Source organism: Candidatus Pseudothioglobus sp. Uisw_086, from assembly GCF_048085745.1.
Taxonomy (GTDB): Bacteria; Pseudomonadota; Gammaproteobacteria; order PS1; family Pseudothioglobaceae; genus Pseudothioglobus.
Map to the genome: position 1 here is coordinate 1,345,275 of NZ_CP159803.1, position 26,780 is coordinate 1,372,054.

The window sequence follows — 26,780 nt, forward strand, 5'->3', positions numbered from 1 at the left end:
AATTCTTAGTATATGGTTTCTTATCGTCGAATCTTACTCAAGCTTAGTGGTGAAGCGCTAAAAAGTAACAATAATAATATTGACCCTGAAATGCTAAAAAAAGTAGTCACTATTGTTCAATCTGCTCTGGATCTTGGGGTTGAAATCGCAATAGTAATTGGTGGTGGAAATATCTACCGAGGTGCGGCCCTTTCAAGTGATGGAATGAACAAAATCACTGGAGATCATATTGGAATGCTAGCTACAGTAATGAATGCATTAGCAATATCAGACACTTTTGAAAGAAATAATATTTCATCTATTGTCATGTCTGGTTTTTCAATTGGTGGTGGCATTTGTGATACTTTTAATCATAATAAAGCTAAAAATGCGCTATCAGATGGTAAGGTAGTTATTTTTTCTGCTGGTACTGGAAGCCCTTGTTTTACAACCGATACTGCCGCTGCATTAAGAGCAGTTGAAATTGAAGCTGATATTGTCTTTAAAGCAACTAAGGTCGACGGTATTTATTCAAGTGACCCATTGAAAGATTCAAATGCTATAAAGTTTGACGCACTTAGTTTTGATTCGGCTATTGAAAAAGATATTGAGGTGATGGACACTGCTGCATTTGCATTATGTCGAGAAAATAATATAAGAATTTGTGTTTTTAGTATGTTTGATGATAATTATGCTTTAGCTAATATTTTAAATGGCCAGAAAATTGGCACGATTGTTAGTCAGAACGGAGAATAAATAATGATTAATGAAATTCACAGTGATGCAAATAGTCGAATGGGAAAATCACTCTCTTCTCTTGAAACTGACTTTAGTAAGATTCGTGCAGGAAGGGCTCACCCTTCACTTCTTGATCAAATTACAGTTGAATACTATGGCAGTATGGTTCCTCTTTCACAAGTCTCCAATGTAAGTGCCGAGGACTCAAGAACTCTTAAGGTCTCACCCTGGGAAAAAGATATGGTAGGTCCAATTGAAAAAGCTATTATGACGTCTGATTTAGGCTTGAACCCAAATACTCAAGGGCAGGTTTTGCGAATTCCTTTGCCTCTTCTCACTGAAGAGCGTAGAAAAGAATTAGTAAAAGTTGTTCGCGATGAGGCTGAAAATGCACGTGTTGCAATAAGAAATATTCGAAGAGATGCAATATCTGACTTTAGAGAGCTCCTTAAAGAAAAAGAAATATCAGAAGATGAGTCTCATAGGGCTGAAGATAATATACAAAAAATTACAGATCAACATATCTCTTTAATTGAAAGATCTTTGACTGATAAAGAGAATTCATTATTAGAAATATAATGGTTACTTATTAAGTAACTTTTTATACTCTCTTAGAGCCCACACACTCTATATAGTCATCCCATCGATTCAATGAAAATTCAGTTCCATTTGTTACCTGAGGACCAACATTTCCTAAATAACCACCCTCTAATGCCTTCTTGAAAAGTTCAATATTATTATCTGAAAGTCCTAAATTTACTTTACAAAAATCATGTATCGCAACCGTTACTATTTCTCCAGAAATTGTACCAATAAATTTCTCATCTTCTAACTTCTTTGTCGCTTCATTTATAAGTTCATTTTTGATAGTGGATTTATAATCATCAATAATACCTAACTCATCTAATTTAACAATTAAATCATCCATGATTTTAGTAACCCTCATATCATAAGCAAGTTTAGCCTGATACGCAGCAGTCGATGCCGCAGCAGCAGCTTTTTCATCAGCCAGTTTTTGTAGGAAGTCAGCGAGCGCCATCTCTCTTTCAATTTCGGCCATCATTTCAGCAGCATCAGCCTCAGCTTTTATTTGAGCTTCAAGTGCAGCAAATTCGGCATCTAAAAGACTATCTTGATATGCAGCAGTTGATGCCGCTGCTGCAGCTTTATCCGCAGCTAATTTTGCTTGGAAGGCATCAAGGGCAGCTTGTCTTGCCATCTCTGCTTGTATTTCAGCCATCATTTCTTGAGCAGCTAATTCAGCCTCAAGTTGCGCTTCAAAGGCAGCAAGTTCTTTTTCAGTATTCAACTGATCCATAAGCGCAGCAATCCTTGCGTCATTTGCACGTTTAGATTGATAGGCAGCAGTTGATTTCGCAGCAGCAGCTTTATCCGCAGCTAGTTTTGCTTGGAAGGCATCAAGGGCAGCTTGTCTTGCCATCTCTGCTTGTATTTCAGCCATCATTTCTTGAGCAGCTAATTCAGCCTCAAGTTGCGCTTCAAAGGCAGCAAGTTCTTTTTCAAGCTTAAGTTCAGCTCTCTTGTTCTTTAATCGTTCATCGCGTGCTACCTTAGCTTGGTATGCAACAGTTGATGCCGCTGCTGCAGCTTTATCCGCAGCTAATTTTGCTTGGAAGGCATCAAGGGCAGCTTGTCTTGCCATCTCTGCTTGTATTTCAGCCATCATTTCTTGAGCAGCTAATTCAGCCTCAAGTTGCGCTTCAAAGGCAGCAAGTTCTTTTTCAGTATTCAACTGATCCATAAGCGCAGCAATCCTTGCGTCATTTGCACGTTTAGATTGATAGGCAGCAGTTGATTTCGCAGCAGCAGCTTTATCCGCAGCTAGTTTTGCTTGGAAGGCATCAAGGGCAGCTTGTCTTGCCATCTCTGCTTGTATTTCGGCCATCATTTCTTGAGCGGCTAATTTTGCTTTAATTGCCTCATCAGAGTCTGCAAAAACAAAAATCATTTGTTCAGGATTTTCTTCAATTGAGACAACTAGATCAGAGCAAGGAACTCCAAAATCAAGAATAAATTCTTTAATAATAGAAACATTTTCACCCCTACCAACAAGTTTTTCACCTAATGAAAATGATTTAAAACCAGTTTCAGCAGTTTGATAATATATCAATTTATTTGTCGAAGAATCATATGAATCAACAATGGCTCTTACATTAGTTGAACTAATAATCATATCACCTTGGGCAAAAAAGGAGTCTCCAGATAATAAAAGTGAGGAAGTGATGTTACTAGATTCTAAATCATTAATTTCATATTGATCTGTGCATGAACTATATTCATCCACAAGCATAATATCTTGAGTATTTAAATCATCACTTGCATGAACATTATGTGACAGTAATAAAAGATATGCTAATTGTATAAGAAAACTTATAAAATTATTTTTCATGAATTGATTATAAATAAAAAAACCCAGAGCAAGCCCTGGGTTTTTTTATTTCTTATATATTCTGCATTTACATTAAATAAGCAAAATGACTAATTATCTTAAACCTTAGAAAGGGTTGACATAGTTACTCACACAGTTTGCATATGCATCCCATCTATTTGCAGTAAATTCAGTTCCAGAAGAAACTTGAGGGCCTACATTAAACAAAGTTCCATCAGCCAATGCAGATTTGAAAAGCGCTATATTACTTTCAGATAAATTTAGTTCATATTTACATGCTTCATGTGCAGCTTCTGTGACAACAACTTCTTCAATCACACCGATAACTTCATCATCGGCAAGTGAAGCCTGATACGCAGCAGTCGATGCCGCAGCAGCAGCTTTTTCATCAGCCAGTTTTTGTAGGAAGTCAGCGAGCGCCATCTCTCTTTCAATTTCGGCCATCATTTCAGCAGCATCAGCCTCAGCTTTTATTTGAGCTTCAAGTGCAGCAAATTCGGCATCTAAAAGACTATCTTGATATGCAGCAGTTGATGCCGCTGCTGCAGCTTTATCCGCAGCTAATTTTGCTTGGAAGGCATCAAGGGCAGCTTGTCTTGCCATCTCTGCTTGTATTTCAGCCATCATTTCTTGAGCAGCTAATTCAGCCTCAAGTTGCGCTTCAAAGGCAGCAAGTTCTTTTTCAGTATTCAACTGATCCATAAGCGCAGCAATCCTTGCGTCATTTGCACGTTTAGATTGATAGGCAGCAGTTGATTTCGCAGCAGCAGCTTTATCCGCAGCTAGTTTTGCTTGGAAGGCATCAAGGGCAGCTTGTCTTGCCATCTCTGCTTGTATTTCGGCCATTAATGCATCGGCTTCAAGATCAGCTGCAGTTTGAGCTTCAAAAGCAGCCAACTCTTCATCTAAATTTGCATAGTAGGCATCATCGCGATCATCACCACCAGCAAAAACATTAAATGAAAGGAAAAAAATTATAAAAAATTTAATTGATTTGTTTATCACGCTAATCTCCAAAAGAGTTAAAAGTAATATATGTATATATATGTAACTTTATTTTATACTAGATATATTTTATTAACATATTTAATTTATGATTTTATTTACGGATGAATTTAAGCTATTTTTCAATGATTCATCACTCCAAAAAATTGCAGATCAATGCCTCAGAATAAGCCTAGATGCTTTCAACGTTAATAACGGAAATATTCCTAAATGGACTATAGCATTAGATGAGTTAAAAGCAATGCCTAAAGGTGAAATAGAGCTAAATGAACCCTACATTAGAATAGATCAAAATAGTGCTGACCCTATATTACTCGAGAGGTCATTTAAAAGACTTCTGCCATGGAGGAAAGGTCCATTCATATTCAATAATTTAAAACTAGAGAGCGAATGGCAAGGTGATCTTAAATGGAAACGTCTGCAAAAACACATTACTCCATTAAAAAATAGAAGGGTTCTTGATGTAGGCGCTGGAAATGGTTATTTCACATTAAGAATGGCACTTGAAGGTGCCAAGAGAGCGGTAGGAATTGAGCCTTTCCTTTTATTTAATTACCAGTATGCTGCAATTAAATCGTTAGTTAACAAAGACATTAATGCGATGCTTCTTCCTATTAGACTTGAAGAAATGCCTAAATTATCAATCTTTGACTCAGTCTTCTCAATGGGTGTTCTTTATCACCAAAGAAGTCATATGGAACATTTGCTTCAGTTAAAAGATATGATGGCGCCAGGCGCAGAGCTAATATTAGAGACCTTAGTAGTGGAAGGTCCAAATGGGTACTCACTTATCCCAGATGGTCGCTATGCTCAAATGCGGAATGTTCATTGCCTGCCAAGTGTTGAGACTCTGAAATCATGGCTTGTTGATGCCAAATTCGAAAATATTAAAGTTATTGATATTAGTAAAACTTCCTCTGAAGAGCAAAGAAGAACAGAGTGGATAGGAGATAATGCGGCTTCATTAGAGGATTTCCTTGACCCATCTGACTCATCTCTCACAAAGGAAGGTCACCCTGCGCCTACTCGAGTAATCATTATTTGCAACAACTAATTCAAAGTTGAATTCACCGATTAACGTATAATTTATCTTCAATTTCAATTTTAGTCTTATTATGAAATATCGTCTTCTACTAAGTTTTATTTTTCTTTTAGCTATCAAAAATGTTGCTGCACAATCAACGCCGTCTGTCGTCGTCAGTATTAAGCCTATTCATAGTATCGTGACGAGCCTTATGAGCGGCATTGCAGAGCCACAGCTATTACTTAAGTCAAATAACTCAGCGCACACTTTTCACTTGAAGCCATCACAAGTTCAGATGCTTGCAAATGCTGACTTAGTAATAATGATTAGTGGAGACTTTGAATCTGGATTAAGAAAAGCAATTAAAAACACAGAAGATGATTCACTATTTCAAATTATTAGTTTGAATAATCTCAGTATCCATAAATCTAGGTCTGAAATACTTAAGTCAAAGGAATATGAAGGCGCTGATGAGCATGAAGATAATATTTATGATTTACATCTATGGCTAGATATTAACAATATGAAACTTATAGCCGAGCATATTAATAAACTACTCATTGAAATAGATTCAGTCAACGAAGATAAATATAACAACAATTTTCTAGAATTAATGCTTGATCTTGAGGAGCTAAAAATAGATTTAGAAAAAGAGATTGCTCCTTTTCTAACTTCACAGTTTGCAGTATTTTCAGACACTACGCAGTACTTTGAAAAGAGCATGAAGCTTATAAGGCCTATTATAATAACTCCATATCATGGGGCAAGATTGAGCATCATTAGAACTCTTATGGCCAAGGAAGCTATGAGTGATTTAAGTGTTTCGTGTCTACTCTATGGACAAGAGGCCAAGTCTAATCAAATTAGCGTCTTGTCGGAAGGTCTCAACTTAAAAATATTCGAAATTGATATTCTAGGCACTAAATATCCAGCAGGGCCTGATCAATACTTTAACTTAATGAAAAGAATTTCAAATCAATTGGCCTCATGTCTAAAATAAGAAGCACTTTTAATGGCGCCGCTAGCAATTATGATGATAATGCTTTTCTTCAAAGTGAAATAGCAAATAGACTGGCTGAAAAATTGAAAGTCATTTCAATTAAGCCTCAAATAATAATTGATCTTGGTTCTGGTACTGGACTTCTTAGTAATAAAACAGCTGAAATATTTCCAAATGCAAATCTAATTTGTGTAGATTTTGCACAACAATCCCTTTTAAAAAATTCTCAAAACTTAAAGGTTTGTGCAAATGCCTACGAACTACCGTTTGCATCCAACAGCATTGACTTTATTGTTTCTAACTTAATGATGCAGTGGTGTCCTGATTTAAAAGCACTTTTTAATGAATGCTTTAGAGTTCTCAAGCCTGAGGGCTTAATTCTTTTCACTACCTTTGGGCCAGATACTCTAAAGGAGCTTAAACGGAGCTGGTCGGTAGTTGATAGTAGCGCACACGTTAATGATTTTATTGACATGCATGATATAGGCGACCAGATGCTTCAATCAGGCTTTCAAAGCCCAATAATGGAAATGGAGAATATAACCCTCACCTATGAAAAAGTGCTTGACTTAATGCATGACCTGAAATCAATTGGTGCGCAAAATGTAGATAGCCGATCAAAAGCGCTCACAGGGAAAACTAAATTTAAAAAAATGATAGAGATGTACGAAAGCTATCGCTCTGATGGAAAACTGCCAGCAACCTACGAAGTAATTTATGGACATGCCTGGAAAAACGAAAACAAGCTTGGCGCTATTTCACTGGAGAATTAAACCAGAATAGCGCTATCTAAACTAGCCAATTGAAAGCTCATCACCCACTTTAAGAATGTAATTTTTCGTCGATAACAAAATCGCATTTTGTCCAAAAAATGCACCATTTATCTCATCACTAAACCTCAGAGAAGTTAGCGTTGCTAAAGGCTCTTTTGGGTTATCAATTTTCCCATCATCTTGGTTAATCGTAATAATTTTGCAGCGCTTACAGGGCTTTCTTAGTCCAAAGCTATACCCACTTTGCTGGCATGAAAAATTTTGAGATGTTATTTTCTCAAGGTCTTCAATACCTTTGACAACAATATTAGGCCTAAAGCGATCCATTTTAGCCGCTTGAGAGCCATTATTAATGAGGCCTTTATTCAGCTTATCTAGAGACTCCCATGAAGTTATTAGATAGGGAAATTGATCCGAAAATGCACTCTGAGCCTCCATACCTTCAAGATACTTAGAGGGCACTGGGCGGAGTCCTTGACTGGCAAACCTCACAAGCCTCAGAGACTTACCTTTATACTGACCTAAGACGCTAGTTAGCCATAATGAAACATCATCACCCTCGTCATAGGCATCACAAATATCGCCCCAAACAGATGCCTTAATTGGCTCAGATTTAATTGAATCCAAAGGAATATTATGTTTAGTGTTATTCTTTGAGCTTAGCGTTAAAGCGCTTGAATCAATACTCACTTCGATCGTTGACATCGACTCGATTTCGCGCTGAGTAATAAATTCGTAATCAATAGTAGTTAACATCCATTCACGATCATACTGAAGACCGCGAAGCGCAGTCATTGACTCTTCTAGGGCAATACCTTTGAGTGATTTAACAGGATAGATAAATAGATCAGTAATTTGAACCATAAAGCCCCTGAATTTAGCTTACTGTTTTAACTTATAACCAGTGTTGAACATCCAGGCTATTATAGCAATACAAATACTTAAGAAAAGTAAAACCATTAGTAGGCTCACTCCGACTCCGACATCTGAAATTTCAAAGAAACTCCAACGGAACCCACTCACCAAATAAAGAACAGGGTTAAATAAAGTGACCTTCTGCCATACGGGTGGGAGCATACTGATTGAATAAAAACTTCCGCCTAAAAATACTAGTGGAGTAATAATTAAAAGTGGGATTATTTGAAGCTTTTCAAAGTTATCGGCCCATAAACCAATGATAAAGCCAAATAAACTAAATGCCACACAGGTCAAAACTAAAAAACTCAACATCCAGATTGGATGCGCAATATTCAAATCAACAAAGAGGTTAGCCGTAAGTAAAATGATAGTTGCCAAAATTAATGACTTAGTCGCAGCGGCTCCAACATAACCGATTAAAGTCTCATAGAATGAGACAGGGGCAGATAAAAGCTCATAAATCGTGCCTGTAAATTTTGGAAAAAAGATACCAAAAGATGCATTTGAGATGCTTTGGGTTAATACAGAGAGCATTGTCAGGCCCGGAACAATAAAAAGCCCATAAGAAATGCCATCAATATTTTCAATCCTTGAACCAATTGCTGAGCCAAAGACTACAAAATATAGAGCTGTTGATATTACTGGAGAGGCGACACTCTGAAAAAGTGTATTCCAGAAACGCATCATCTCGTTTAAATAAATTACTTTGATTGCCATTAAATTCATTATTTTTCCTTAACTAAGTCTACAAATATATCTTCAAGTGAGCTCTGAACAATTTTAAGGTCTTTTATATGCAATCCAGAATTTGTAATTTCCTGGAGTACCTCAGACATGTCAGTTTCTTCATCTTTAACAATATACGTGTATGAAATATGCATACCATCTTCAGAAATCTCAATATTGTGCTTATCAAGAGAAGAAGGTACTTTGGAAAGTGACTCTTTTAGCTCAACAATTAACTGCTTTTTTCCAAGAGTTTCCATCAAATGCGCTTTTTTCTCAACGAGTAAAAGTTCACCATTACTAATAACTCCGATCCTATCAGCTAACTCTTCAGCTTCCTCAATATAGTGAGTCGTCAAAATTATGGTAACGCCTTTAGATTTCAACACATTAACAATCTTCCATAAATCCTTGCGTAGCTCAACATCAACGCCCGCAGTAGGCTCATCGAGAAACAGTATTTTAGGGTTGTGAGAGAGTGCTTTAGCAATTAGAACTCGCCTCTTCATTCCTCCAGAAAGCATTCTAATTTCAGAATCTTTTTTATCAAAAAGAGATAAGTCTTTTAAGAGCTCTTCAAGATAAGCATCATCTCTCTTAGCTCCAAACAAACCCCTACTAAACCGAACTGTCCCCCAAACCGTATCAAATGATCCAAGAGTTAGCTCCTGTGGTACAAGGCCAATTATTGATCGTGTTTTTCTAAAATCTTTAATAATATCAAAGCCATCAACAGTGACTTCGCCAGAGGTTGGAGAAACGATTCCACATATTGTTGAAATTAAAGTTGTTTTGCCAGCTCCATTTGGACCCAAGAGTCCCAATATTTCGCCTGTATTTATGTCTAAATTAATACTTTTCAAAGCATTAAAGCCAGAATCATAAACTTTTGATAAATTCTTAATTGAAATAATTGTTTGCATTGATATCTAATCGGGGGAATCGAAAAAAGTATTTTAACCTTTCACTAAGAATGTATTGCCTTAAATATTGAAAACAGACTCTTGATAAATTGTCATAAATAGATCTAATCTTCAAGGCTATTTAAATCTCATTAAGCCAAGGCGGATTTGCACCTTTCTTCATAACAGTTAAGCTTGCAACTTGATTTGAAAAAGTGAGTGTTTTTTTAAGAGAAGCTTCATCCATCAAACTCAATTTATCTCTACTAAGAAGCCCTTGCTGTTCAAGACTAAACAGAAAACCTCCATTAAAACTATCGCCCGCAGCAATTGTATCGACAACTTCAACTTGGTTACTCTTGACATATACTTCTTTGCCACCATTAAAAATTACCTTTGATCCATTTCCACCTAATGTCAAGATAACTAATTTAACGCCATTCTTGAGCCACTCTTTGCTAACTTCTTTAAAATCCTGTGCACCAAAAAGGTAACGATAATCGTCTTCAGAAATTTTTATTATGTCAACTTTTGAAGTAAGTTTTTTGAAACGGTTTACGTAATCATTTTTAACCTCAATAAAATCAGGCCTGATATTTGCATCAAAATAAATTGGTAAATGGCCAGAGATTTGCTCAACTAACCACTGCCAGCTTGATCCACAAGGCTCCGCTTGAAGACTAATCCCTCCAACCAATAATGCTTTTGCCTTCATCACTCTACTCAAAAAAGGCTTTAAACTAGCCTTATCTAGCATTCGTCCAGCTGAATGTTCATCAACAAATGTATATTCTGCAATACCATTAACCACATCTGCATAGGCAAGAGTGGTTGGCCGGTTAGTTTTTATAATGAATTCTTCTCTGACATTAGAGTTTTTAAGGGAATCTTCTATTAGCTTTCCATAGTTATCATTTGACACAGCGCCAAAATAATAACTATTGGCACCTAAACGACCAAGAGCAATTGCAGAATTAAAGTTACTTCCACCGACATGAGGAGTATATTCAACCTCACCTAAAAAAGACACCATATCAATTAAAGATTCACCAGCACAAATTATCATGAAAAACTTATTTAAAGGTTACATTATAAAAATTGAATACTAAATATAGCAACAAGTAAGTCAACTAATTTTATACAAACAATCTAGATGGTTTTAATTAGTTAAATTAAACTCGTTTTCCATCTTTAAACATATGCACATTAGCTTCATCATAATCTAAAAACAATATTTCACCTTTTTTATGGGAGCCCATACCTTCGACTCTAACTGTAATTTGCTGATAATCTTCTGACTGCATATAATATAAGGTATCTGCACCTAGATTCTCTAAATGCTTCAAAGTACACTTTATTTTGCCCTTATTAGGAGAAAGTGAAATGTGTTCTGGCCTTACTCCATAAACCTCTGCACCACTTTTATCAACTATATCACCTCTTAAAAAATTCATAGTTGGAGACCCAATAAAGCCTGCAACAAATTCAGTTTTTGGATTATTGTAGAGTTCAGTGGGAGTATCAATTTGCTCAACCAACCCATTATTCAGAACAACAATTTTATCAGCAAGAGTCATAGCTTCAATTTGATCATGCGTTACATAAATTATTGTAGCACTAAGCTTTTCATGAAGCTCTGCAAGCTCAACTCTCATATCAGACCTTAAAGCTGCGTCTAAGTTAGATAGAGGCTCATCAAATAAAAAAACTTTAGGCTCCCTAATAATTGCCCTACCAATAGCAACTCGTTGTCGCTGCCCACCAGATAATTGTTTAGGAAGCCTCTCTAAATAATCATGAATTTGTAAGACTTCAGCCACCTTCGCAACGCGCTCTTTAATTTCACTTTTATTTACCTTTGCCAATTTAAGTCCAAAAGCTAAGTTATCAAAGACACTCATATGAGGATACAAAGCATAGGATTGAAATACCATAGCCAACTCTCTTTTAGATGGTGGCACATCATTCATTTCTTCACCATCAATCATTAAGAGTCCTGAACTTATATCCTCAAGACCAGCAATCATTCTTAGTAAAGTAGATTTACCTGAGCCAGATGGCCCCACAAAAACAACAAACTCTCCATCATGAATTTCAATATCAACACCCTTAATGACACTTACTTCATCAAAATTTTTATGTATTGATTCTAATTTAATTTCAGCCAAAATTACTCTCCTCGTATACGCCTAATAACATTTTAAAAATTAATCTGATATTGTTCTTTCATTGCTTGAATTTCTTTAATGACTCCATCAACAAAGTCTGGGTACTTTTGTGGAATATCTCCCCAAAGTTCTGAGTCTTTTGCAAAGCCAAGCTCACCACCTTCGACTAAAAAAGGAGTTAACATGCTCCATTTTGGCTCAACATATTCAAAAGTTACCTTATTAGTAATCACTTGACATAGAAAAATATACCAACTTGCAATAGCCTTTAATGAGAACTCAGGAGTCTCTCCTTTTGATAAATGCCACTCGATGACTGGCAATAAAAATATAGGGAACTTAGAGCCTCCATCCATGCAAATTCTTGACAAAGAGTCAGGTAAATTTTGATTTCCAAACCTTCTCTTAGTTGTAGATAAGTAATCTAAATAATTAATTGAAGGCTCTATTGGCAAAGATGAAATAATTTCTTTAACTTGTATTGAGTCAAAAAAATTAGACAACTCAGGGTCACTTAAAGCTTGATCATAAGTTTTATATCCTTGCAAAACACCAAGATAAGCAAGAGCAGTATGCCCCCCATTCAAGATACGAATTTTTGTATTTTCATAGGGCTCTATATCATCAACAATTTCAACTCCAACAGAACTTAGAGGGGGTTTTTTTCCAGAAAATTTATCTTCAATTACCCATTGAATGAAGTCTTCAGAGATAACTGAACAGTCTTCACTTCGACTAAAAGATTCTTGAATTTTTAGTAGCTCTTTGGCGTTAACTTTAGGTGTAATTCTATCAACCATACTAGATGGAAAACTGGTATTTTTTGAAACCCAATCTAATAAAACTTCATCGCCTAATTCATTTAAATACTGATTAAAGCAATGTTTTAACATAATGCCATTTTCTTGAATATTGTCACAGCACGCAATAGTTATTGGCAGACCATTACTTTCCATTCTTACTCTCAAACCTTTTGCAAGGGCCCCAAAAATAGTTAATGGTGTACCTCCATTTAGATCATTTTGAATATCTTTCGTTGTTATTTTTAATTGCTTATCTTTATCAAAATAATAACCACTTTCAGTAACCGTAGTTGTTACCAACTGAACATTGCTAGATGAAAAAAGATGTTGAATTTCTCTATCATCAATCTCCCAATCATATAACTCTATAATTGATTTTATCTCTTCATGCCTAGCTTCTCCAGCTGCAGAGACAGTCTTTAAGATATAGCTATTATTGGATTTTTTCAAATCCATAATTAATTTACTCTGCTCTTTCCTTAGATTGATTCCAGCAATACCCCAATTGTTTGAACTTGCGTTCTTTAAGATATTATTAAAATATACTGCTTGATGCGCCCTATGAAAATTTCCCACACCAATATGAATTACTCCAACCTTGCAGTTGGCAGGTTCAAAACTAGCTTTAACTAGAGAATTACTCTCATTTATGTTTTTTGTCATACCTTTATTCACTTATTAATCCTTTATATGCTGTCTTTCTGTATTCTCTTGGCGTCATACCTTTTAATTTAACAAACTGTCTATTAAAATTAGCAAGATTGTTATAGCCAGATGCAAAGGCTATAGTTGAAATATTTTTATCGGTTTCATAGAGCATAACGCATGCCCTTCCTAATCTAATTCTTGAGACAAATTCTGAAAATCGATTTCCTGTTGTTTTCATAAAGTATCTTGAGAATGCACTCTCACTCATATTTGCAATTTTTGCCGCCTCGACTAATGAAATGTTATTTCTGTAGTTATCTATTACATAATTCACAACTTCATTAATGCGATGTTGACTACTTGAAGATAAGCTAGGATTTAATTTAGTTAGTGATAACGTTACTTTTTCTGACCATTCATTAAGTTCATGAAGAAAATTTAAAAAATACAACAGTCTTTTCATACCCTGACTATCACGTATTAACTCTAAGTGTTTTTTGGCAAGTTCTGGATCATAATTCTTGAATTCAATGCCAGAGCGTGATGACTCTAAAAGATGATCTAATTCCACAAATTCAGGAAACGCTGTAAATGCCTTTTTCAATGTTTCGTGATTAAATTGAATCAACATATCTCTTAATGGGACTAGATTACTTGAACTCTCTTCAGTGACCCAATTATGTGGCAAGTTAGGTCCAGTCAAAAATAAAGATCCAGGTGAAAATTGTCCAACATAATCACCTACAAAAACCTTACCTGAAGTTTTTACAACTAAATGCAGCTCATACTCTTCATGCGCATGCCAGCGACAAAGCGCTGTGGGCCAGCCATGCTCTAAATACCGAATCGTCTCTACTTTATCAACGATTTCAAACTCTGGTTTTATTCTATCTATTATTGACATACTTTTCCTTAACTTAAAACATTGCCACCATCAACATTGATAGTTTGACCTGTAATATATTTAGATTGGTTAGAGGCTAGAAATAATACAACTCCAGTTACATCTGATGGAGTCCCAAACCGACCTAGTGGGACAGATTTTCCAATCTTTTTTTTCTTTTCTCCAATATCAAGATCCTCATATTTAGCAAATAATGTATCAACTTTATCCCACATTGGAGTATCAATAACGCCTGGCGCTACTGCATTCACCCTAATTCCTTTCTGCGCTAAAGCCAATGCGGCAGATTGCGTGTAACTTATTACTGCTGCCTTTGTAGCGCAATAATGAGAAACCAAAGCTTCCCCACGCCTACCCGCTTGACTTGAAAAATTAATAATCACACCTTTTTCATTTCGCGAAACTAAACTCTTAGCAACTCCCTGCATCATCGCAAACATAGCCCTAACATTCACCGCAAATAACTTATCAAACTGCTCAAGATCTGCCTCCAATAAAGGAGCCATATCAAAAATTGCAGCATTATTAATGAGTACATTGACTCCCAGTGAATCTGCCCATAAAAGGCACTCTTCAAGATGATTATCTTTAGAAAGGTCATAAGCTCTTAATTCTAAGCAAGCATTTGGGTGTAATTCTTCAAGGTCTTTACTAATTACTACATCAGTTCCTAGAACTGTAGCTCCAGATTTTAATGCAGACTTTACAATGTCAAATCCAATGCCTCCATTAGCGCCTGTAACAAGAATAATGGCTTCTGATAAATTAGGCCCTGAGTATTGTTTTTTATTCATCATTTCACAGCTCCAAATGTTAAGCCCTGAACTAGCTGTTTTTGACAGAACCACCCAAATACAATAATAGGTGCGCATGCAAGTGTTGAAGCGGCAGAAAGTTTTGCCCAAAATAATCCTTCTGGGCTTGAATATGAAGCAATCAACGCTGTCAAGGTGCCAGCATCTCCAGCAGTTAGATTAATTGCCCAAAATGCCTCATTCCAACATAAAACAATACTTAGAAGACCAGCTGAAGCAACACCACCCCAAGAAAGAGGGAGTACAATATGTCTTAATTCATCAAATGTGCTACACCCATCCATCCTACTAGCCTCAAGAATTTCACTTGGTATTTCCTTAAAATATGAAAATAATAGCCACATAATAATTGGTAAATTCATCATTGCAAAGATAATTATTAAAACAGTTTTGGTATCTAGCAAGCCAGCTGCATCAGCTAGTAAGTAAATAGGCATAAGAACACCAACAGCTGGAAGCATCTTGGTAGATAGCATCCAAAGTAAAATATCTTTCGTATATTTTCCAGGGAAAAATGCCATTGAATATGCGCTAGGCACAGCGATAATTAGCGCAAAAATTGTTGCACCAAAAGAAGTAATTAGCGAGTTAGTGGCATACTTAAAATAATCACTTCTTTCCTGGACAATTGAAAAATTTTCAAAAGTTGGCTCAAAAATGAAAAGTGGTGGAATGGAGATTGCTTGAAGCTCAGTTTTAAAACTCGTTAGAACCATCCAAAAAATAGGAAAAAAGAAAATTATAGCTAAAGTCCAGCAAGCCAATATCCTCGATTGGTGCTTTATTTTTTTCATATTTCTATAACTTATGTTCATTTAGCCATTCCCTTAGCAACTGTCTTAATTAAGAAATAAGCAATAATGTTAGCAACCACAATTGCAAAAACGCCTCCTGCGGAAGCAACGCCAACATCAAATTGAAGAAGTGCTTGAGTAAAAATTAAAAAAGTTGTATTTGTACTGTCATAACCGGGTCCACCACCGGTTGTCACAAAAATTTCTGCAAAAATTGAGAGATGAAAAATAGCCTGAATCATTACAACAACACCAATAGCTCTGCCCAAATGTGGCAAGGTTAGATAACGAAACTTTGACCAAAAGCCAGCACCTTCAAGTTCAGCAGCCTCAACCTGCTCTGTATCCATAGATTGGAGTGAAGTCATAAAAATAAGTAAAGCAAATGGAGTCCATTGCCAGCTCAACATAATAATAATTGACAATAAAGGAAAGTCTGATAAGAAGTCAACAACTGGCCAGCCAAAAATTCCACTGACGAATGCAAAAAGGCCATAAACCGGATTCATAAACATGTTCTTCCAAATCAACGCATTGACTGTCGGCATTATGAAAAAAGGAGATATTAGTAAAACCCTTACAATCCCTCGGCCTTTAAAGGTTTCTTGTAATAACAAAGCAATTCCTAGGCCTAAAATGACTGATATTGCAATAATACTTCCAACCAAAGTAATACTGTTTGTGACTGCGCTAAATAATGCTGGATCTGTTAAAAAGAAATCGTAATTCGAAAGCCCATTAAATCCATAGCGCTCTGGATAAAGCAAGTTGTAACGCATGAATGAAAAATATATTGTCATGCTTAGTGGGACAATCATCCACAGAAGAAGAAGAATGACACTTGGAGCTTGTAATGCTTTTGAAATGCTGAACTTCATCAAAAAAAACCCCAGTAGATATTAAAAAAAACGGGCCAGTTTTTATAGCAAAACTGACCCGTTTAAATGGTTATTACTCTCTAGTAGTAACCGGCCTTAATCATTTCTCTTTCTGCCGCTTTTTGCGATGCAGCAAGAGCATCTTCAACAGAAATCGTACCTGCCAAAGCAGCACTCATTTGTTGGCCTACAGCAGTACCAATAGCCTGAAACTCAGGAATTGATGCAAACTGAACACCTTGGTATGGTGTTGGTTCTTGCGTACTGTTTGAAGGATCAGCCGACAAAATAGCTTTCATTTCCGCTTCAGCAAAATTTGCTGCAGCTAGGAATTTCATATTTTTGTAAGTGCTTGAACGTGTGCCTGTAGGAACACTTCCCCAGCCCTTCTCTTCGCCTACAAGATTAATGTATTCTTTAGAAGTAGCCCACTCAACAAACTTAAGAGCATCATCAGATTGCTGTGTTCCAGCTGGAACAGCTAGAGCCCATGCCCATAACCAGTTAGCACCACGATGGGTTACAGCTACTGGACTTTGTGCATAAGCAATTACATCAGCAACTTTAGATTGACTTGGGTCTGATACAAAAGAAGCCGCAATAGTTGCATCAATCCACATACCACACTTACCTTCGTTAATCAAAGCTAGGATCTCATTAAAGCTATTACCTGATGATCCTGGAGGACCATAATGAGTTAATAAATCAACATAGAAATTAACTGCATGATTCCAAGCTGGTGAATCAAGCTGAGGTTTCCACTCTTCATCAAACCATCTCGCACCAAACGAGTTAGCCATTGTAGTTAAGAATGCCATATTGTCACCCCAACCTGGCTTACCACGAAGACAGATACCATAAACACCATTAGCTTTATCAGTCATTGCTGCTGCTGCGTCTTGGACGTGACCCCAAGTAGGGTTATCAGGCATACTCATACCAGCTGCATCTAACAAGTCCTTACGATACATAATCATAGAGCTCTCACCATAAAATGGTGCTGCATATAAGTTACCATTAGCTGATAATCCATTTCGCATTGCAGGTAGAAGATCGTCTACATCATAACTAGAGCCAAACTCTAAAGAATGTAACCAACCTTTTGCACCCCACATTGGAGCTTCATACATACCAATTGTCATAACATCAAACTGACCACCTTTAGTAGCAATGTCTGTTGTTACGCGTTGACGCAACGTACCCTCATCTAAAGTCACCCAGTTAACTTTAATTCCTGGATTATCTTTTTCAAAGTGTCCTGTTAGACTTTGCATAGTGATCATATGACCATTATTCACTGTAGCGACTGTTAACTCGCCAGCTTGAACAGCAGCAGAACTTGCAACAGCAAGAATCGCACTACCGGCCAAGATTTTTATATTTTTCTTCATTTATTTCTCCCTTCCATTATTTAACATAGCTGAAAACCCAGTTATGAAATTAGGAATATACACCTCAATATTATACAAATCTAATGTAAAAAAGCCTAAAACTAATACTATATTGTTTATATAATACTATTATGGCTCAAAGTGATACAAAAAACAATTACTTTCTAATAGATTATAGTTTAAAACCATTATGATACAAATTAGATTCAATACTGAATATTTCTATATTTATTGGTTGGATTAGTATCAGTAAAGAATTAGATCGTAAGTCTATTATAAAAGCCGAGAACCATTATTAATAGGTAGGTCATTTGTGGCCAAAACAACTGAGTTATCTTGGCGATAAAATCCTAGCACCAAACATTCACTCATAATAGGTCCCACTTGTTTTGGTTCAAAATTTACAACTGCCATAACTTGTTTACCTTGCAATTGATTCTTGGTATAAAGATCTGTAATTTGAGAGCTTGATTTTTTTAATCCAATTTCTACTCCAAAATCAACATGCAATATGAAGGCTGGATTTCTTGCTTCGGGAAAATCCTCAACCTCAACAATAGTGCCAATCCGTATGTCAACTTTTTCGAAATCTTTCCATGTAATTGTCATCTCAACCTTTATTCTTCGAGTAATTCATTAATGGCACGCTCAAGTTCAGCTGTAAAGTCAGGATCATTTCCAGGGTTTGCTGCACAGTGTCCCCATGGAGAATTAAATGGTCGAAAATCAGCACCATTTATATAGCCTGCTTCAATTTCATTATCTTCAGGTGGGAAGTAAAGATCATGCATACAGGGCATCAAGATAGTTTTGGCCTTAATAGCATTTAACGCCATCTCTATGTTTCCATTATATATTGGGCCAACACTGATATCACTAGTCTGCCAAGTATCAAGCTTACAAAGGAGATTATTGGCATCCCAATTCTTAGAATGATCTTCCTCCCAATCGACAAGTAAATCTTCTAAGGAGTCGTATCCAATCTCTTTATATAGAGAGTTACGATAAAAAGTTTGTGAAAATGCCCAACCTGCGTAAACTCTTGCAAATGCCTTAAGGCCAGCAACTGGAGGAGAAGAATAATCACCATTATTCCAATTTTGGTCCGCACAAAGTGCCGCCTTTACCCCTTCCAGAAATACATGATTATGAGGGGATGTTTTAGCTGAAGCACAAAAAGGCAAGATTGCTTTAACAAAATCAGGGTACTGTGCAGCCCATTGATAAGCCTGACAACCTGCCATTGACCAGCCAGTAACTAGCGCAATTTTCTCGACACCTAAATGCTCTTTTAATAGCTTGTACTGACAAGCAATATTATCCCAAAGAGAGATACGCGGGAATCTTGGGCCATCTTGAGGCGATTTTGAATTACTCGGTGAAGAGGAGAGTCCGTTTCCAAATAAGTTAATTGAAACAATAAAATGTTTTGCCGGATCAATTGCCCTACCTTCACCAAAAAAGCCTTCATTTCTTTGATGTGAGCCAGTGTAAAAAGTAGGCATAACAACAACATTATCGTTATCTTTATTCAGCTTTCCATAAGTTTTGTAAATTAAAAAGGCTGAATTTAACTCCTCTCCTGATAAAAGAGAAACATCACCTAGCTCAAACTTTTCATAATCCATCACAAAGTTTCATTATAGTTATAAGAAAATCATTAAGTTTTGCGCCTAACAATCTAAAGTATTGTCCCTCTCCCATTGAGTCAGATGGGAGGCATAACCACTCCACTCTGTATGCTTTAATTTTATATAAGCATCAATTATGCTGTCTCCAAGTCTTTCTCTAAGAACATCTGAGTCTTCAAGTAATCTAAGTGCATCAAGTAAATTACGCGGCAGTTGCTTATAGCCCTCGATGTCTTTTCCAAGCTCATACATATTTATATCAAGTGGATCCCCTGGGTCACGGTTGCCAGCAATGCCATCAAGGCCACAAGCAAGTATTGCTGCCTGCATTAAATAAGCATTTGCTGCGCCATCCATTAATCGTAATTCAAAACGACCTGAGTCTGGAACTCGAATCATATGAGTACGATTATTTCCACCATAAGTAATTGAGCTAGGAGACCACGTTGCACCAGAAACTGTTCTAGGAGCATTAATACGTTTATAGCTATTTACAGTTGGGTTAAAGATGGCAGTTAAGCGGTCTGCGCTATGCATAATCCCACCTAAAAACTGATACGCAAGAGTTGACAATCCTAGACCTCGGCTATCATTTTCACCATTAAATAAATTTTGAGAACCATCTAGATTCCATATTGAGACATGAGAGTGGCAGCCATTACCCGTAAGATGACTAAAAGGTTTTGGCATAAATGTTGCGCGCATGCCATGAAGCTCGGCGATTGATTTCACCATAAATTTAAAAAATACTTGGCGATCAGCAGTTTTTAGAGCATCATCAAAATCCCAGTTCATTTCAAATTGACCATTAGCATCTTCGTGATCATTTTGGTATGGGCCCCAACCTAACTCAATCATGCTGTCACAAATTTGCTTAATAACTGGATATTGGCGCATTAAGGCTTGCTGATCATAACAAGGTTTACTTTGAGTATCTTTCTCATCAGCAATATCAGTTCCATCTTCATTGATGAGATGATATTCACACTCAACTCCTGTTTTCATTCTAAAACCCTGCTTTTCAGCCTCTGCCAATTGCTTCTTTAATGCAACTCGCGGAGAAGCCTCAACAGGCTTACCATCCATCCATAAATCTGAGGCTAACCAAGCAATTTCTGGCTTCCAAGGCAACTGGATAAGACTATCAGGATCTGGAATAGCAAACATATCGGGATGTGCAGGCGTCATATCTAACCAGGCTGCAAATCCTGCAAAACCCGCTCCATCTTTTTGCATTCCATCAATGGCCCTTGCAGGAACCAACTTAGAACGCAAACTTCCAAAAAGATCTACAAAGCTAATAAGAAAATATTCAATACCTTTATCTGCAGCTACTTTACTAAGTTTAGTGGCCATAATTTCTCCTATTTATCCGTTATTATTTTTATTAAATTAGTAATTATATTCCGCCCTTACCTGGAATCCAATTAGTACCAGCTAGGGGAACGCCAGCCATCGCAGCTGCCTCCATAGTTAATGCTACCATATCCTCTGGCTCTAAATTATGCACATGACTCTTGCCGCATGCCCGGGCCAATGTTTGCAATTCAAGCGTAAGAACATTTATATAATTTGCAAGTCTGCGGCCACCTAGAATTGGATCTAATCTCTTTGCAAGCTCAGGGTCTTGAGTCGTAATGCCAGCTGGATCATTTCCCGCCTGATAGTCATCCCAAAAACCTGCTGCTGAACCTATCTCTTTATATTCATCATCAAATTCAGGGCTTTGGTCGCCCAGAGCAATTAATGCAGCAGTACCTATTGAAACTGCATCCGCACCCAAAGCTAAGGCCTTTGCAACATCTGCCCCACTTCGAATACCACCAGAAACGATCAGCTGTACCTTACGATGCATATCCATTTCTTGGAGAGCTTCAACAGCCATTCGAACTGCTGGAAGCGTCGGTATTCCAACGTGCTCAATGAAAACATCTTGTGTTGCTGCAGTTCCGCCTTGCATGCCATCAACAACAACAACGTCAGCGCCTGCCTTTACAGCAAGGGTGACATCATAAAAAACTCGCGTCGCTCCAACTTTGACATAGATCGGTTTTTCCCAGTTTGTTATTTCACGTAATTCCTGTATCTTGATTTCAAGATCATCTGGACCCGTCCAATCTGGATGACGACAAGCAGATCTCTGATCTATTCCTTCTGGAAGGTTTCGCATTTGTGCTACTCTAGGAGAAATTTTTTGCCCCAATAGCATGCCTCCGCCTCCCGGTTTTGCGCCCTGACCCAAAACAATTTCGATCGCATCAGCCTTCCTTAAGTCATCTGGATTCATCCCATATCTTGAAGGCAAGTATTGGTAAACTAAAGTTTTAGAATGCCCTCTTTCTTCTGGAGTCATTCCGCCATCCCCTGTAGTTGTGCTAGTGCCTGCTATAGTCGCGCCTCTTCCAAGCGACTCTTTGGCTTGAGCTGAAAGGGAGCCAAAGCTCATGCCTGCAATTGTGATTGGTGTTTTTAAATGAATAGGATTTTTTGCAAACCTATTACCTAAAATGACCTCAGTTGTGCATTTTTCTCTATAACCTTCTAATGGATAGCGAGAAGTTGAAGCACCAAGAAATACTAAATCGTCAAATGTAGGAATATCTCTTTTAGCACCAAATCCACGAATATCATAAATTCCTGTTTTAGCTGCACGCTGAATTTCCGCAATCACATGCCGAGGAAAAGTTGCAGACTCTATTAATGTTGGATTATCTTTGCTCATAATCTGATCTCCTTAGTAGTCATCGACTTGGTCAATGTCAAAATTATATAATTTGCGCGCAGAACCATAACGTCGAAATTCTTCAACACCATGAATCATTTTTGATTGGCTTAGTAATTGCTGAAGCTCTTTCTTATGCTCATCTCGCATCTCTTTTTCGATACAATCTGTACCTAGGCTTTTGACTTTACCTCGAACATAAATTTTGGCTTCATAAATTGAATCACCTAGAGCATCTCCAGCATCTCCACAAACGACTAAGCATCCAGATTGCGCCATAAATGCACTCATATGTCCAATATTACCACCAACAACAATATTTACACCTTTCATCGAAATTCCACATCGTGAACTTGAATCTCCCTCAATAACTAATAGTCCACCGTGTGCTGTTGCAGCAGCATATTGAGAGGCATTTCCAGTAACACGTACCTGGCCAGACATCATATTTTCAGCTAAACCTGGCCCAGCATTTCCATTAATTATTATATTGGCCTGTTGATTCATACCAGCGCAATAGTAGCCAACATGTCCATTAATTTCAACATCTACCTTTGTTGTAAGACCAACTGAAAGAGCATGCTTTCCAACAGTATTATTTACAGAAAATTTATCGCCGGAAGACCCTGCCTGCAATGCTTCATTAAGCTCTCTAATAGTGCTTTTTTCTAAATTAATTTCAGTCATTATTAACTCCTTTTCCAGCTATAAATCTGAGTTGGTTCAGGCTCCCATATGCGCGCATTTTCAGCGCCTGGCAAAGTTGCAATAGCACGATATTCAGAAGACATCGCAGCCCAATCATCAGTTTCTGCCATAATTGCTGGCTTACAACCAATTGGATCACGCATAACTGCAAAACCATCCCTGGTTCCAATTGCAAATGTATAGAATCCATCTAAATCCTCTATGGCATGATTCAAGGCTTGATCTAGATCGTCCCCCTCACTTAAGCGCCAGCTCAAATATCCAGCAGCAACTTCGCTATCATTATCGGTTTTGAAATGAACACCTTTTTTTCGTAAAGTTTCACGTAATCTGTTATGGTTTGATAAAGAGCCATTATGCACAAGACATAAATCCTGGCCTGTTGAGAAAGGGTGGGAGTGCTCTGTTGTAATTGCACTTTCTGTTGCCATTCTGGTATGACCAAGTGCATGAGTGCCAGTCATACTTTTAATATCAAACTGATCAATAAACTCAGCTGGGTTACCTTTACCTTTAAAGATCTCAATATTTGTTCCTGCACTTGTAATACTAAGATCACTCCAGTTATCTCTCATCCAAACTTGAACATCATCAATTTCAGAATCTAGACTTAAAACTGCATGATTGCGGGTTACTGTAATATCTCTTAAAGAAAAATGATTACTTATTGCAGCCTCTAAAGCACCCCAATCAAAGTCCTGGTGCTGAGCAAGGACAGTAATCTTACAGCCATTCTCTTGAGGATTACGATAAACGGCAATACCTGCGCTATCTGGCCCTCTCTCAGTCATCTCACTGAGCATTGGAGCTACAAGCGCACCTAATTGAGACTCTAGAGCTTGATTTTTAATAAAAAGTCCTACAATTCCACACATAAAAACTCCAAAAAATTATTATAGCCCCTGTATTCATGCATGACATGAACTCAAGGGCAATAGTTTAAATGAAAAAAAACGATTAACGCTTTTATCTATTATATTTTGATAAAAAATCTGGCTTAATAGAGCCTTAAAAACTCCTCAACTTCCCAGTTTGTAACAGCCTGATGATATCGATCCCACTCATCTTTCTTATAAGAGAAAAATTGAAGGAGCATTGAATCACCTAAAACTTCTCTTGCAAAATCATCCTCATTTAAAGCCTCAATTGCCTCTAAAAGATTACGAGGTAAAGATTTAATGTTTGCTTCCTTCATTTCTTCAGGGCTTAATGTATATAAGTTTATATTTAAAGGATCACCTGGATCAATCTTATTCTCAATTCCATCCAAAGCTGCAGCTGTTGTAAGTGCTAAGGATAGGTATGGATTCATGCACATGTCAGCAGCACGATTCTCGATACAAAACCGGTTTTGAGGGAGTCGAATCATGCAAGATCGATTATTATCTCCATAGGCCATTGTTGTCGGCGCCCATGTATAGACTCCTCCTTCAAATCCACCAACTATTGGAACCAAACCGTTATATGAGTTTACCGTTGAACAAGCAATAGCAGTAATTTCTGTTGCATGCTTTAGCAATCCACCAACTACATGATAAGCTGTATCAGAGAATTTTCCATCCTTACCTTCAAAAACATTTTTGTTATCCGAGTTACTCGTCATACTAAAATTAATATGCGCTCCAGACCTCCAATCACCAATCGTTGGCTTTGGCATAAAGGTAATAAACATCCCATACTTTTTAGCAACCTCTTTAAGAAGAACCCTTAAGAAAACTAATCGATCTGCCATCTGAAGAATATCTGTATAAGTGAAGTCAAGCTCAAACTGTGAGTAGGCGCCCTCACAAACCACATCCTTCATATCCCAGCCTAAATCATTAACAGTATCAATTAATTCTTTGAGGAATTCCATTGAGTCAATTGAATACTCAACATCGTATCCAAAAGCTTGTCTGCGAGGACGTAAGCCGTCACCTGGTAATGGGTCATCATCAAAAGCCTTAACAGGCTGACCATCTTCCCATCGCATCGCAATAAATTCTGGCTCAATACCACAAAAGGCTTTGTAACCAGCGTCATCTGCTTTTTGTACTGCTCTTTTAAGAGTTTGACGAGGGCACAAATTATAAGGCTTACCTTCCCACCATAAATCTGAAAAAACCCATACACACGTCTTATCCCATGGACAAATTACCAAGCTATCTAAATCAGGTACAGGGATTTGATCTGAGTCATTAGGCCCTAGTTCAGGAACAAAAGAAACTGAATGAACCGCAAATTGAGGGCCCTTTCCTGCACACAATGCCTCAAACTCCTTCATAGGAATTGGCTTTGTTTTAGGAAGGCCGAGCATGTCAATCCAACACGACAGAATGTACTTTACGCCTGCTTTTTCTAATCGAGCTTTTTCCTCTGCAACACGTTTCTTTGATGGCAGGGCATCTGCCATTGTTGTGTGATAAATCTTTGCCATATTCTTCTCCTTATTTATGAATTTATTAAATATTTATAATTTTTCTTGCGATTTTAATAAAAATTGATTTTTATATGTTGCCAGGCCTTTCATTACCTCAACATCCTTTATATCGCCGTTATTAAAACAATGCTCATCTAGAAACCTAGTAAGGGTCTCATCTCCTTCAGAGGCAATTTCTACTAAAAGATCATATCGACCTGTGACCCAGATAATAAAGACTATTTCATTGCAATCTTGAAGACGTTTAGCAACCTCAGTAGGGCTAGAAGTTGAAGCAACTTTTATTCCAAGCATCGAATCTGTTGCATAATTTATAGCAGAGCGATCTACCAATGCTTTGATTTGCAAGACACCTGCATCTTTCATGCGATTCACGCGATTCCTAACAGTCCCTTCAGAGATTTCCAGTGACTTAGCAATTTCGTTAAATGGCTTTCGTCCATCAATCTCAAGCATATCAATGATTCGTTGATTCAATTTATCTTTTAGCGTATCCCTGGTTGGAACACGCGGAAGTTGATCGCTATCATTACTATCATTAGATTGACTTAGGTGCACTATACGATTACTTGAATTACTCATTTAAATCCTAGTTTTGAGGCATGTCTTCTGGATCTATTCCAGGCACAAAAGTAATTCCTGCTTGTTGCTTCCAGTCATGAGGATAAGCAGCATAGAATATTACGCATTTTTCATCACACTCATAAGCTATAGAGTTATCTTTAGGGATATAAAGGACATCACCTGGATTGCAGTTATAAGACTCGCCATCACACGTTAATCTAAACGTCCCCTCCATACAATAAATAATCTCATCGCATGTTAACTCCCATGGCACAGATACTTGGTTTAAAAAATTCAAACCGCCGCACATCGTATCACTAACTGCACTAGTAACAAAAGGCTTGATATAGCTTTGTCCTGGCTCTAAAGTGTGTAAACGGTGCTCAATGTCACCAAATTTATATAGTTGTGGTTTATTACTCATTTTTATCCTTTTTTAAGTTAAGTTAAGTTTTTCATTAAGTTCTACGACATATCCATCTGGATCTTCAATAAATGCAAGTATTCGAGTTCCAGCATTCATAGGTTTAGCTGGACTAATGATTTTGGCGCCTCCAGCTTCTAGGTCTTCAACAGCTTTGTATACATCTGGCGTTTCAATGCAAATGTGCCCCCATCCATTACCTTTGTCATAGTGCTCTTCTTGATCCCAGTTATGGGTTAGCTCCAGTGCAGGAAATTCAATTTCAGGACCATAACCTACAAATGCATTTGTAAATCTTCCCCCCGGGTAATCAGTTCGCCTTAGCACTTGCATACCTAAAATGTCGCAATAAAAATGAAGTGACTTTTCTAAGTCAAGAACTCTCATCATCGTATGTGCTAATCTAAAGTCACTATTAAAACTTGTATCGGTCATT

General features: G+C 37.3%; 28 protein-coding genes. 5 read left to right on the plus strand and 23 right to left on the minus strand.

Features of this window, described 5'->3' with window-relative positions; all coding sequences use genetic code 11:
* The first annotated feature begins 12 nt into the window (after positions 1–12).
* Positions 13–735 carry a UMP kinase gene (gene pyrH, locus ABXT49_RS06765; RefSeq protein ID WP_416651398.1) on the plus strand — a complete coding sequence of 241 codons (723 nt, stop codon included), beginning with the start codon at positions 13–15 and terminating at the stop codon, positions 733–735.
* Between the two features lie 3 nt (positions 736–738).
* The gene (frr, locus tag ABXT49_RS06770; RefSeq protein WP_416651400.1) at positions 739–1,296 is read left to right on the plus strand and encodes a ribosome recycling factor; all 558 of its coding nucleotides are present in this window, start codon (positions 739–741) and stop codon (positions 1,294–1,296) included.
* Positions 1,297–1,318: 22 nt separating this feature from the next.
* Here frr and ABXT49_RS06775 read toward each other — a convergent pair whose 3' ends face one another.
* Both ABXT49_RS06775 and ABXT49_RS06780 read right to left on the minus strand, forming a co-directional pair.
* Complete coding sequence (locus ABXT49_RS06775) at positions 1,319–3,127, minus strand: hypothetical protein (protein WP_416651401.1); 1,809 nt, start codon at positions 3,125–3,127, stop codon at positions 1,319–1,321.
* Positions 3,128–3,232: 105 nt separating this feature from the next.
* A complete protein-coding gene (locus ABXT49_RS06780; RefSeq protein WP_416651402.1) occupies positions 3,233–4,132 on the minus strand; it encodes a hypothetical protein in 900 nt (299 codons plus the stop codon).
* Between the two features lie 88 nt (positions 4,133–4,220).
* Between ABXT49_RS06780 and cmoB the strand changes: the two genes are divergently transcribed.
* The 3 genes from cmoB (at position 4,221) to bioC (ending at position 6,929) form a co-directional block, all read left to right on the plus strand.
* Positions 4,221–5,186: a tRNA 5-methoxyuridine(34)/uridine 5-oxyacetic acid(34) synthase CmoB gene (gene cmoB, locus ABXT49_RS06785; protein ID WP_416651404.1), complete on the plus strand. Its 966-nt coding sequence runs from the start codon at positions 4,221–4,223 to the stop codon at positions 5,184–5,186.
* 61 nt (positions 5,187–5,247) lie between these two features.
* Positions 5,248–6,156, plus strand: coding sequence for a metal ABC transporter solute-binding protein, Zn/Mn family (locus tag ABXT49_RS06790; RefSeq protein WP_416651406.1), 909 nt, complete (start codon positions 5,248–5,250; stop codon positions 6,154–6,156).
* Complete coding sequence (gene bioC / locus ABXT49_RS06795) at positions 6,144–6,929, plus strand: malonyl-ACP O-methyltransferase BioC (RefSeq protein WP_416651408.1); 786 nt, start codon at positions 6,144–6,146, stop codon at positions 6,927–6,929. The genes ABXT49_RS06790 and bioC overlap by 13 nt, the downstream gene beginning before the upstream one ends.
* A 21-nt stretch (positions 6,930–6,950) precedes the next feature.
* On the opposite strand, the gene ABXT49_RS06800 is transcribed toward bioC, so the two are convergent.
* The 21 genes from ABXT49_RS06800 to gloA all read right to left on the minus strand — a co-directional run bounded on the left by ABXT49_RS06800 (position 6,951) and on the right by gloA (position 26,779).
* On the minus strand, positions 6,951–7,793 hold the full coding sequence (locus tag ABXT49_RS06800; protein ID WP_416651410.1) for an MOSC domain-containing protein: 843 nt from the start codon (positions 7,791–7,793) through the stop codon (positions 6,951–6,953).
* Positions 7,794–7,811: 18 nt separating this feature from the next.
* The gene (locus ABXT49_RS06805) at positions 7,812–8,573 is read right to left on the minus strand and encodes an ABC transporter permease (RefSeq protein WP_416651412.1); all 762 of its coding nucleotides are present in this window, start codon (positions 8,571–8,573) and stop codon (positions 7,812–7,814) included.
* Complete coding sequence (locus ABXT49_RS06810; protein ID WP_416651414.1) at positions 8,573–9,496, minus strand: ATP-binding cassette domain-containing protein; 924 nt, start codon at positions 9,494–9,496, stop codon at positions 8,573–8,575. Before ABXT49_RS06810 ends, ABXT49_RS06805 begins: the two co-directional genes overlap by 1 nt.
* A gap of 121 nt (positions 9,497–9,617) precedes the next feature.
* Positions 9,618–10,541 carry a carbohydrate kinase family protein gene (locus ABXT49_RS06815; RefSeq protein WP_416651416.1) on the minus strand — a complete coding sequence of 308 codons (924 nt, stop codon included), beginning with the start codon at positions 10,539–10,541 and terminating at the stop codon, positions 9,618–9,620.
* A 106-nt stretch (positions 10,542–10,647) separates the two neighbouring features.
* Positions 10,648–11,643 carry an ABC transporter ATP-binding protein gene (locus ABXT49_RS06820; protein ID WP_416651418.1) on the minus strand — a complete coding sequence of 332 codons (996 nt, stop codon included), beginning with the start codon at positions 11,641–11,643 and terminating at the stop codon, positions 10,648–10,650.
* Between the two features lie 32 nt (positions 11,644–11,675).
* Complete coding sequence (locus ABXT49_RS06825; RefSeq protein ID WP_416651420.1) at positions 11,676–13,109, minus strand: mannitol dehydrogenase family protein; 1,434 nt, start codon at positions 13,107–13,109, stop codon at positions 11,676–11,678.
* Positions 13,110–13,113: 4 nt separating this feature from the next.
* Positions 13,114–13,998: an AraC family transcriptional regulator gene (locus ABXT49_RS06830; protein ID WP_416651422.1), complete on the minus strand. Its 885-nt coding sequence runs from the start codon at positions 13,996–13,998 to the stop codon at positions 13,114–13,116.
* Positions 13,999–14,006: 8 nt separating this feature from the next.
* On the minus strand, positions 14,007–14,795 hold the full coding sequence (locus ABXT49_RS06835; protein WP_416651424.1) for an SDR family oxidoreductase: 789 nt from the start codon (positions 14,793–14,795) through the stop codon (positions 14,007–14,009).
* Positions 14,792–15,607, minus strand: coding sequence for a carbohydrate ABC transporter permease (locus ABXT49_RS06840; protein ID WP_416653548.1), 816 nt, complete (start codon positions 15,605–15,607; stop codon positions 14,792–14,794). The genes ABXT49_RS06835 and ABXT49_RS06840 overlap by 4 nt, the downstream gene beginning before the upstream one ends.
* 17 nt (positions 15,608–15,624) lie before the next feature.
* Positions 15,625–16,485, minus strand: a complete 861-nt coding sequence (locus ABXT49_RS06845) for a carbohydrate ABC transporter permease (RefSeq protein ID WP_416651426.1) — start codon at positions 16,483–16,485, stop codon at positions 15,625–15,627.
* 80 nt (positions 16,486–16,565) lie between these two features.
* Complete coding sequence (locus ABXT49_RS06850) at positions 16,566–17,876, minus strand: ABC transporter substrate-binding protein (protein ID WP_416651428.1); 1,311 nt, start codon at positions 17,874–17,876, stop codon at positions 16,566–16,568.
* A gap of 273 nt (positions 17,877–18,149) precedes the next feature.
* Positions 18,150–18,485 carry a tRNA-binding protein gene (locus ABXT49_RS06855; protein WP_416651430.1) on the minus strand — a complete coding sequence of 112 codons (336 nt, stop codon included), beginning with the start codon at positions 18,483–18,485 and terminating at the stop codon, positions 18,150–18,152.
* An 8-nt stretch (positions 18,486–18,493) separates the two neighbouring features.
* A complete protein-coding gene (locus ABXT49_RS06860; RefSeq protein ID WP_416653549.1) occupies positions 18,494–19,504 on the minus strand; it encodes an alpha/beta fold hydrolase in 1,011 nt (336 codons plus the stop codon).
* 45 nt (positions 19,505–19,549) lie between these two features.
* The gene (gene glnT, locus ABXT49_RS06865) at positions 19,550–20,863 is read right to left on the minus strand and encodes a type III glutamate--ammonia ligase (RefSeq protein ID WP_416651432.1); all 1,314 of its coding nucleotides are present in this window, start codon (positions 20,861–20,863) and stop codon (positions 19,550–19,552) included.
* A gap of 43 nt (positions 20,864–20,906) precedes the next feature.
* Positions 20,907–22,229: an FMN-binding glutamate synthase family protein gene (locus tag ABXT49_RS06870; protein WP_416651434.1), complete on the minus strand. Its 1,323-nt coding sequence runs from the start codon at positions 22,227–22,229 to the stop codon at positions 20,907–20,909.
* A 12-nt stretch (positions 22,230–22,241) separates the two neighbouring features.
* Positions 22,242–22,916 (minus strand): protein glxC, encoded by a 675-nt coding sequence (locus ABXT49_RS06875; RefSeq protein ID WP_416651436.1) that lies wholly within the window; start codon positions 22,914–22,916, stop codon positions 22,242–22,244.
* A 2-nt stretch (positions 22,917–22,918) separates the two neighbouring features.
* Complete coding sequence (locus tag ABXT49_RS06880) at positions 22,919–23,812, minus strand: class II glutamine amidotransferase (RefSeq protein ID WP_416651438.1); 894 nt, start codon at positions 23,810–23,812, stop codon at positions 22,919–22,921.
* Between the two features lie 122 nt (positions 23,813–23,934).
* Positions 23,935–25,353, minus strand: coding sequence for a glutamine synthetase family protein (locus ABXT49_RS06885; RefSeq protein ID WP_416651440.1), 1,419 nt, complete (start codon positions 25,351–25,353; stop codon positions 23,935–23,937).
* Positions 25,354–25,386: 33 nt separating this feature from the next.
* Positions 25,387–25,938, minus strand: a complete 552-nt coding sequence (locus ABXT49_RS06890; protein ID WP_416651442.1) for an Lrp/AsnC family transcriptional regulator — start codon at positions 25,936–25,938, stop codon at positions 25,387–25,389.
* Between the two features lie 7 nt (positions 25,939–25,945).
* A complete protein-coding gene (locus ABXT49_RS06895) occupies positions 25,946–26,344 on the minus strand; it encodes a cupin domain-containing protein (RefSeq protein ID WP_416651444.1) in 399 nt (132 codons plus the stop codon).
* Between the two features lie 12 nt (positions 26,345–26,356).
* On the minus strand, positions 26,357–26,779 hold the full coding sequence (gloA, locus tag ABXT49_RS06900; RefSeq protein WP_416651446.1) for a lactoylglutathione lyase: 423 nt from the start codon (positions 26,777–26,779) through the stop codon (positions 26,357–26,359).
* Position 26,780: the final 1 nt, after the last annotated feature.

Bases quoted from the DNA above. Each gene is read 5' to 3' on its own strand.
- ABXT49_RS06830 (WP_416651422.1), bottom strand. From the start codon at position 13,998: ATGTCAATAATAGATAGAATAAAACCAGAGTTTGAAATCGTTGATAAA.
- ABXT49_RS06790 (WP_416651406.1), top strand. From the start codon at position 5,248: ATGAAATATCGTCTTCTACTAAGTTTTATTTTTCTTTTAGCTATCAAA.
- ABXT49_RS06875 (WP_416651436.1), bottom strand. From the start codon at position 22,916: ATGACTGAAATTAATTTAGAAAAAAGCACTATTAGAGAGCTTAATGAA.
- ABXT49_RS06815 (WP_416651416.1), bottom strand. From the start codon at position 10,541: ATGATAATTTGTGCTGGTGAATCTTTAATTGATATGGTGTCTTTTTTA.
- ABXT49_RS06845 (WP_416651426.1), bottom strand. From the start codon at position 16,485: ATGAAGTTCAGCATTTCAAAAGCATTACAAGCTCCAAGTGTCATTCTT.
- ABXT49_RS06800 (WP_416651410.1), bottom strand. From the start codon at position 7,793: ATGGTTCAAATTACTGATCTATTTATCTATCCTGTTAAATCACTCAAA.
- pyrH (WP_416651398.1), top strand. From the start codon at position 13: ATGGTTTCTTATCGTCGAATCTTACTCAAGCTTAGTGGTGAAGCGCTA.
- ABXT49_RS06885 (WP_416651440.1), bottom strand. From the start codon at position 25,353: ATGGCAAAGATTTATCACACAACAATGGCAGATGCCCTGCCATCAAAG.
- ABXT49_RS06775 (WP_416651401.1), bottom strand. From the start codon at position 3,127: ATGAAAAATAATTTTATAAGTTTTCTTATACAATTAGCATATCTTTTA.
- bioC (WP_416651408.1), top strand. From the start codon at position 6,144: ATGTCTAAAATAAGAAGCACTTTTAATGGCGCCGCTAGCAATTATGAT.
- ABXT49_RS06880 (WP_416651438.1), bottom strand. From the start codon at position 23,812: ATGTGTGGAATTGTAGGACTTTTTATTAAAAATCAAGCTCTAGAGTCT.
- ABXT49_RS06805 (WP_416651412.1), bottom strand. From the start codon at position 8,573: ATGAATTTAATGGCAATCAAAGTAATTTATTTAAACGAGATGATGCGT.
- ABXT49_RS06850 (WP_416651428.1), bottom strand. From the start codon at position 17,876: ATGAAGAAAAATATAAAAATCTTGGCCGGTAGTGCGATTCTTGCTGTT.
- ABXT49_RS06870 (WP_416651434.1), bottom strand. From the start codon at position 22,229: ATGAGCAAAGATAATCCAACATTAATAGAGTCTGCAACTTTTCCTCGG.
- ABXT49_RS06855 (WP_416651430.1), bottom strand. From the start codon at position 18,485: ATGACAATTACATGGAAAGATTTCGAAAAAGTTGACATACGGATTGGC.
- ABXT49_RS06825 (WP_416651420.1), bottom strand. From the start codon at position 13,109: ATGACAAAAAACATAAATGAGAGTAATTCTCTAGTTAAAGCTAGTTTT.
- ABXT49_RS06840 (WP_416653548.1), bottom strand. From the start codon at position 15,607: ATGAAAAAAATAAAGCACCAATCGAGGATATTGGCTTGCTGGACTTTA.
- glnT (WP_416651432.1), bottom strand. From the start codon at position 20,863: ATGGCCACTAAACTTAGTAAAGTAGCTGCAGATAAAGGTATTGAATAT.
- ABXT49_RS06895 (WP_416651444.1), bottom strand. From the start codon at position 26,344: ATGAGTAATAAACCACAACTATATAAATTTGGTGACATTGAGCACCGT.
- ABXT49_RS06835 (WP_416651424.1), bottom strand. From the start codon at position 14,795: ATGATGAATAAAAAACAATACTCAGGGCCTAATTTATCAGAAGCCATT.
- frr (WP_416651400.1), top strand. From the start codon at position 739: ATGATTAATGAAATTCACAGTGATGCAAATAGTCGAATGGGAAAATCA.
- gloA (WP_416651446.1), bottom strand. From the start codon at position 26,779: ATGACCGATACAAGTTTTAATAGTGACTTTAGATTAGCACATACGATG.
- ABXT49_RS06810 (WP_416651414.1), bottom strand. From the start codon at position 9,496: ATGCAAACAATTATTTCAATTAAGAATTTATCAAAAGTTTATGATTCT.
- ABXT49_RS06890 (WP_416651442.1), bottom strand. From the start codon at position 25,938: ATGAGTAATTCAAGTAATCGTATAGTGCACCTAAGTCAATCTAATGAT.
- cmoB (WP_416651404.1), top strand. From the start codon at position 4,221: ATGATTTTATTTACGGATGAATTTAAGCTATTTTTCAATGATTCATCA.
- ABXT49_RS06860 (WP_416653549.1), bottom strand. From the start codon at position 19,504: ATGGATTATGAAAAGTTTGAGCTAGGTGATGTTTCTCTTTTATCAGGA.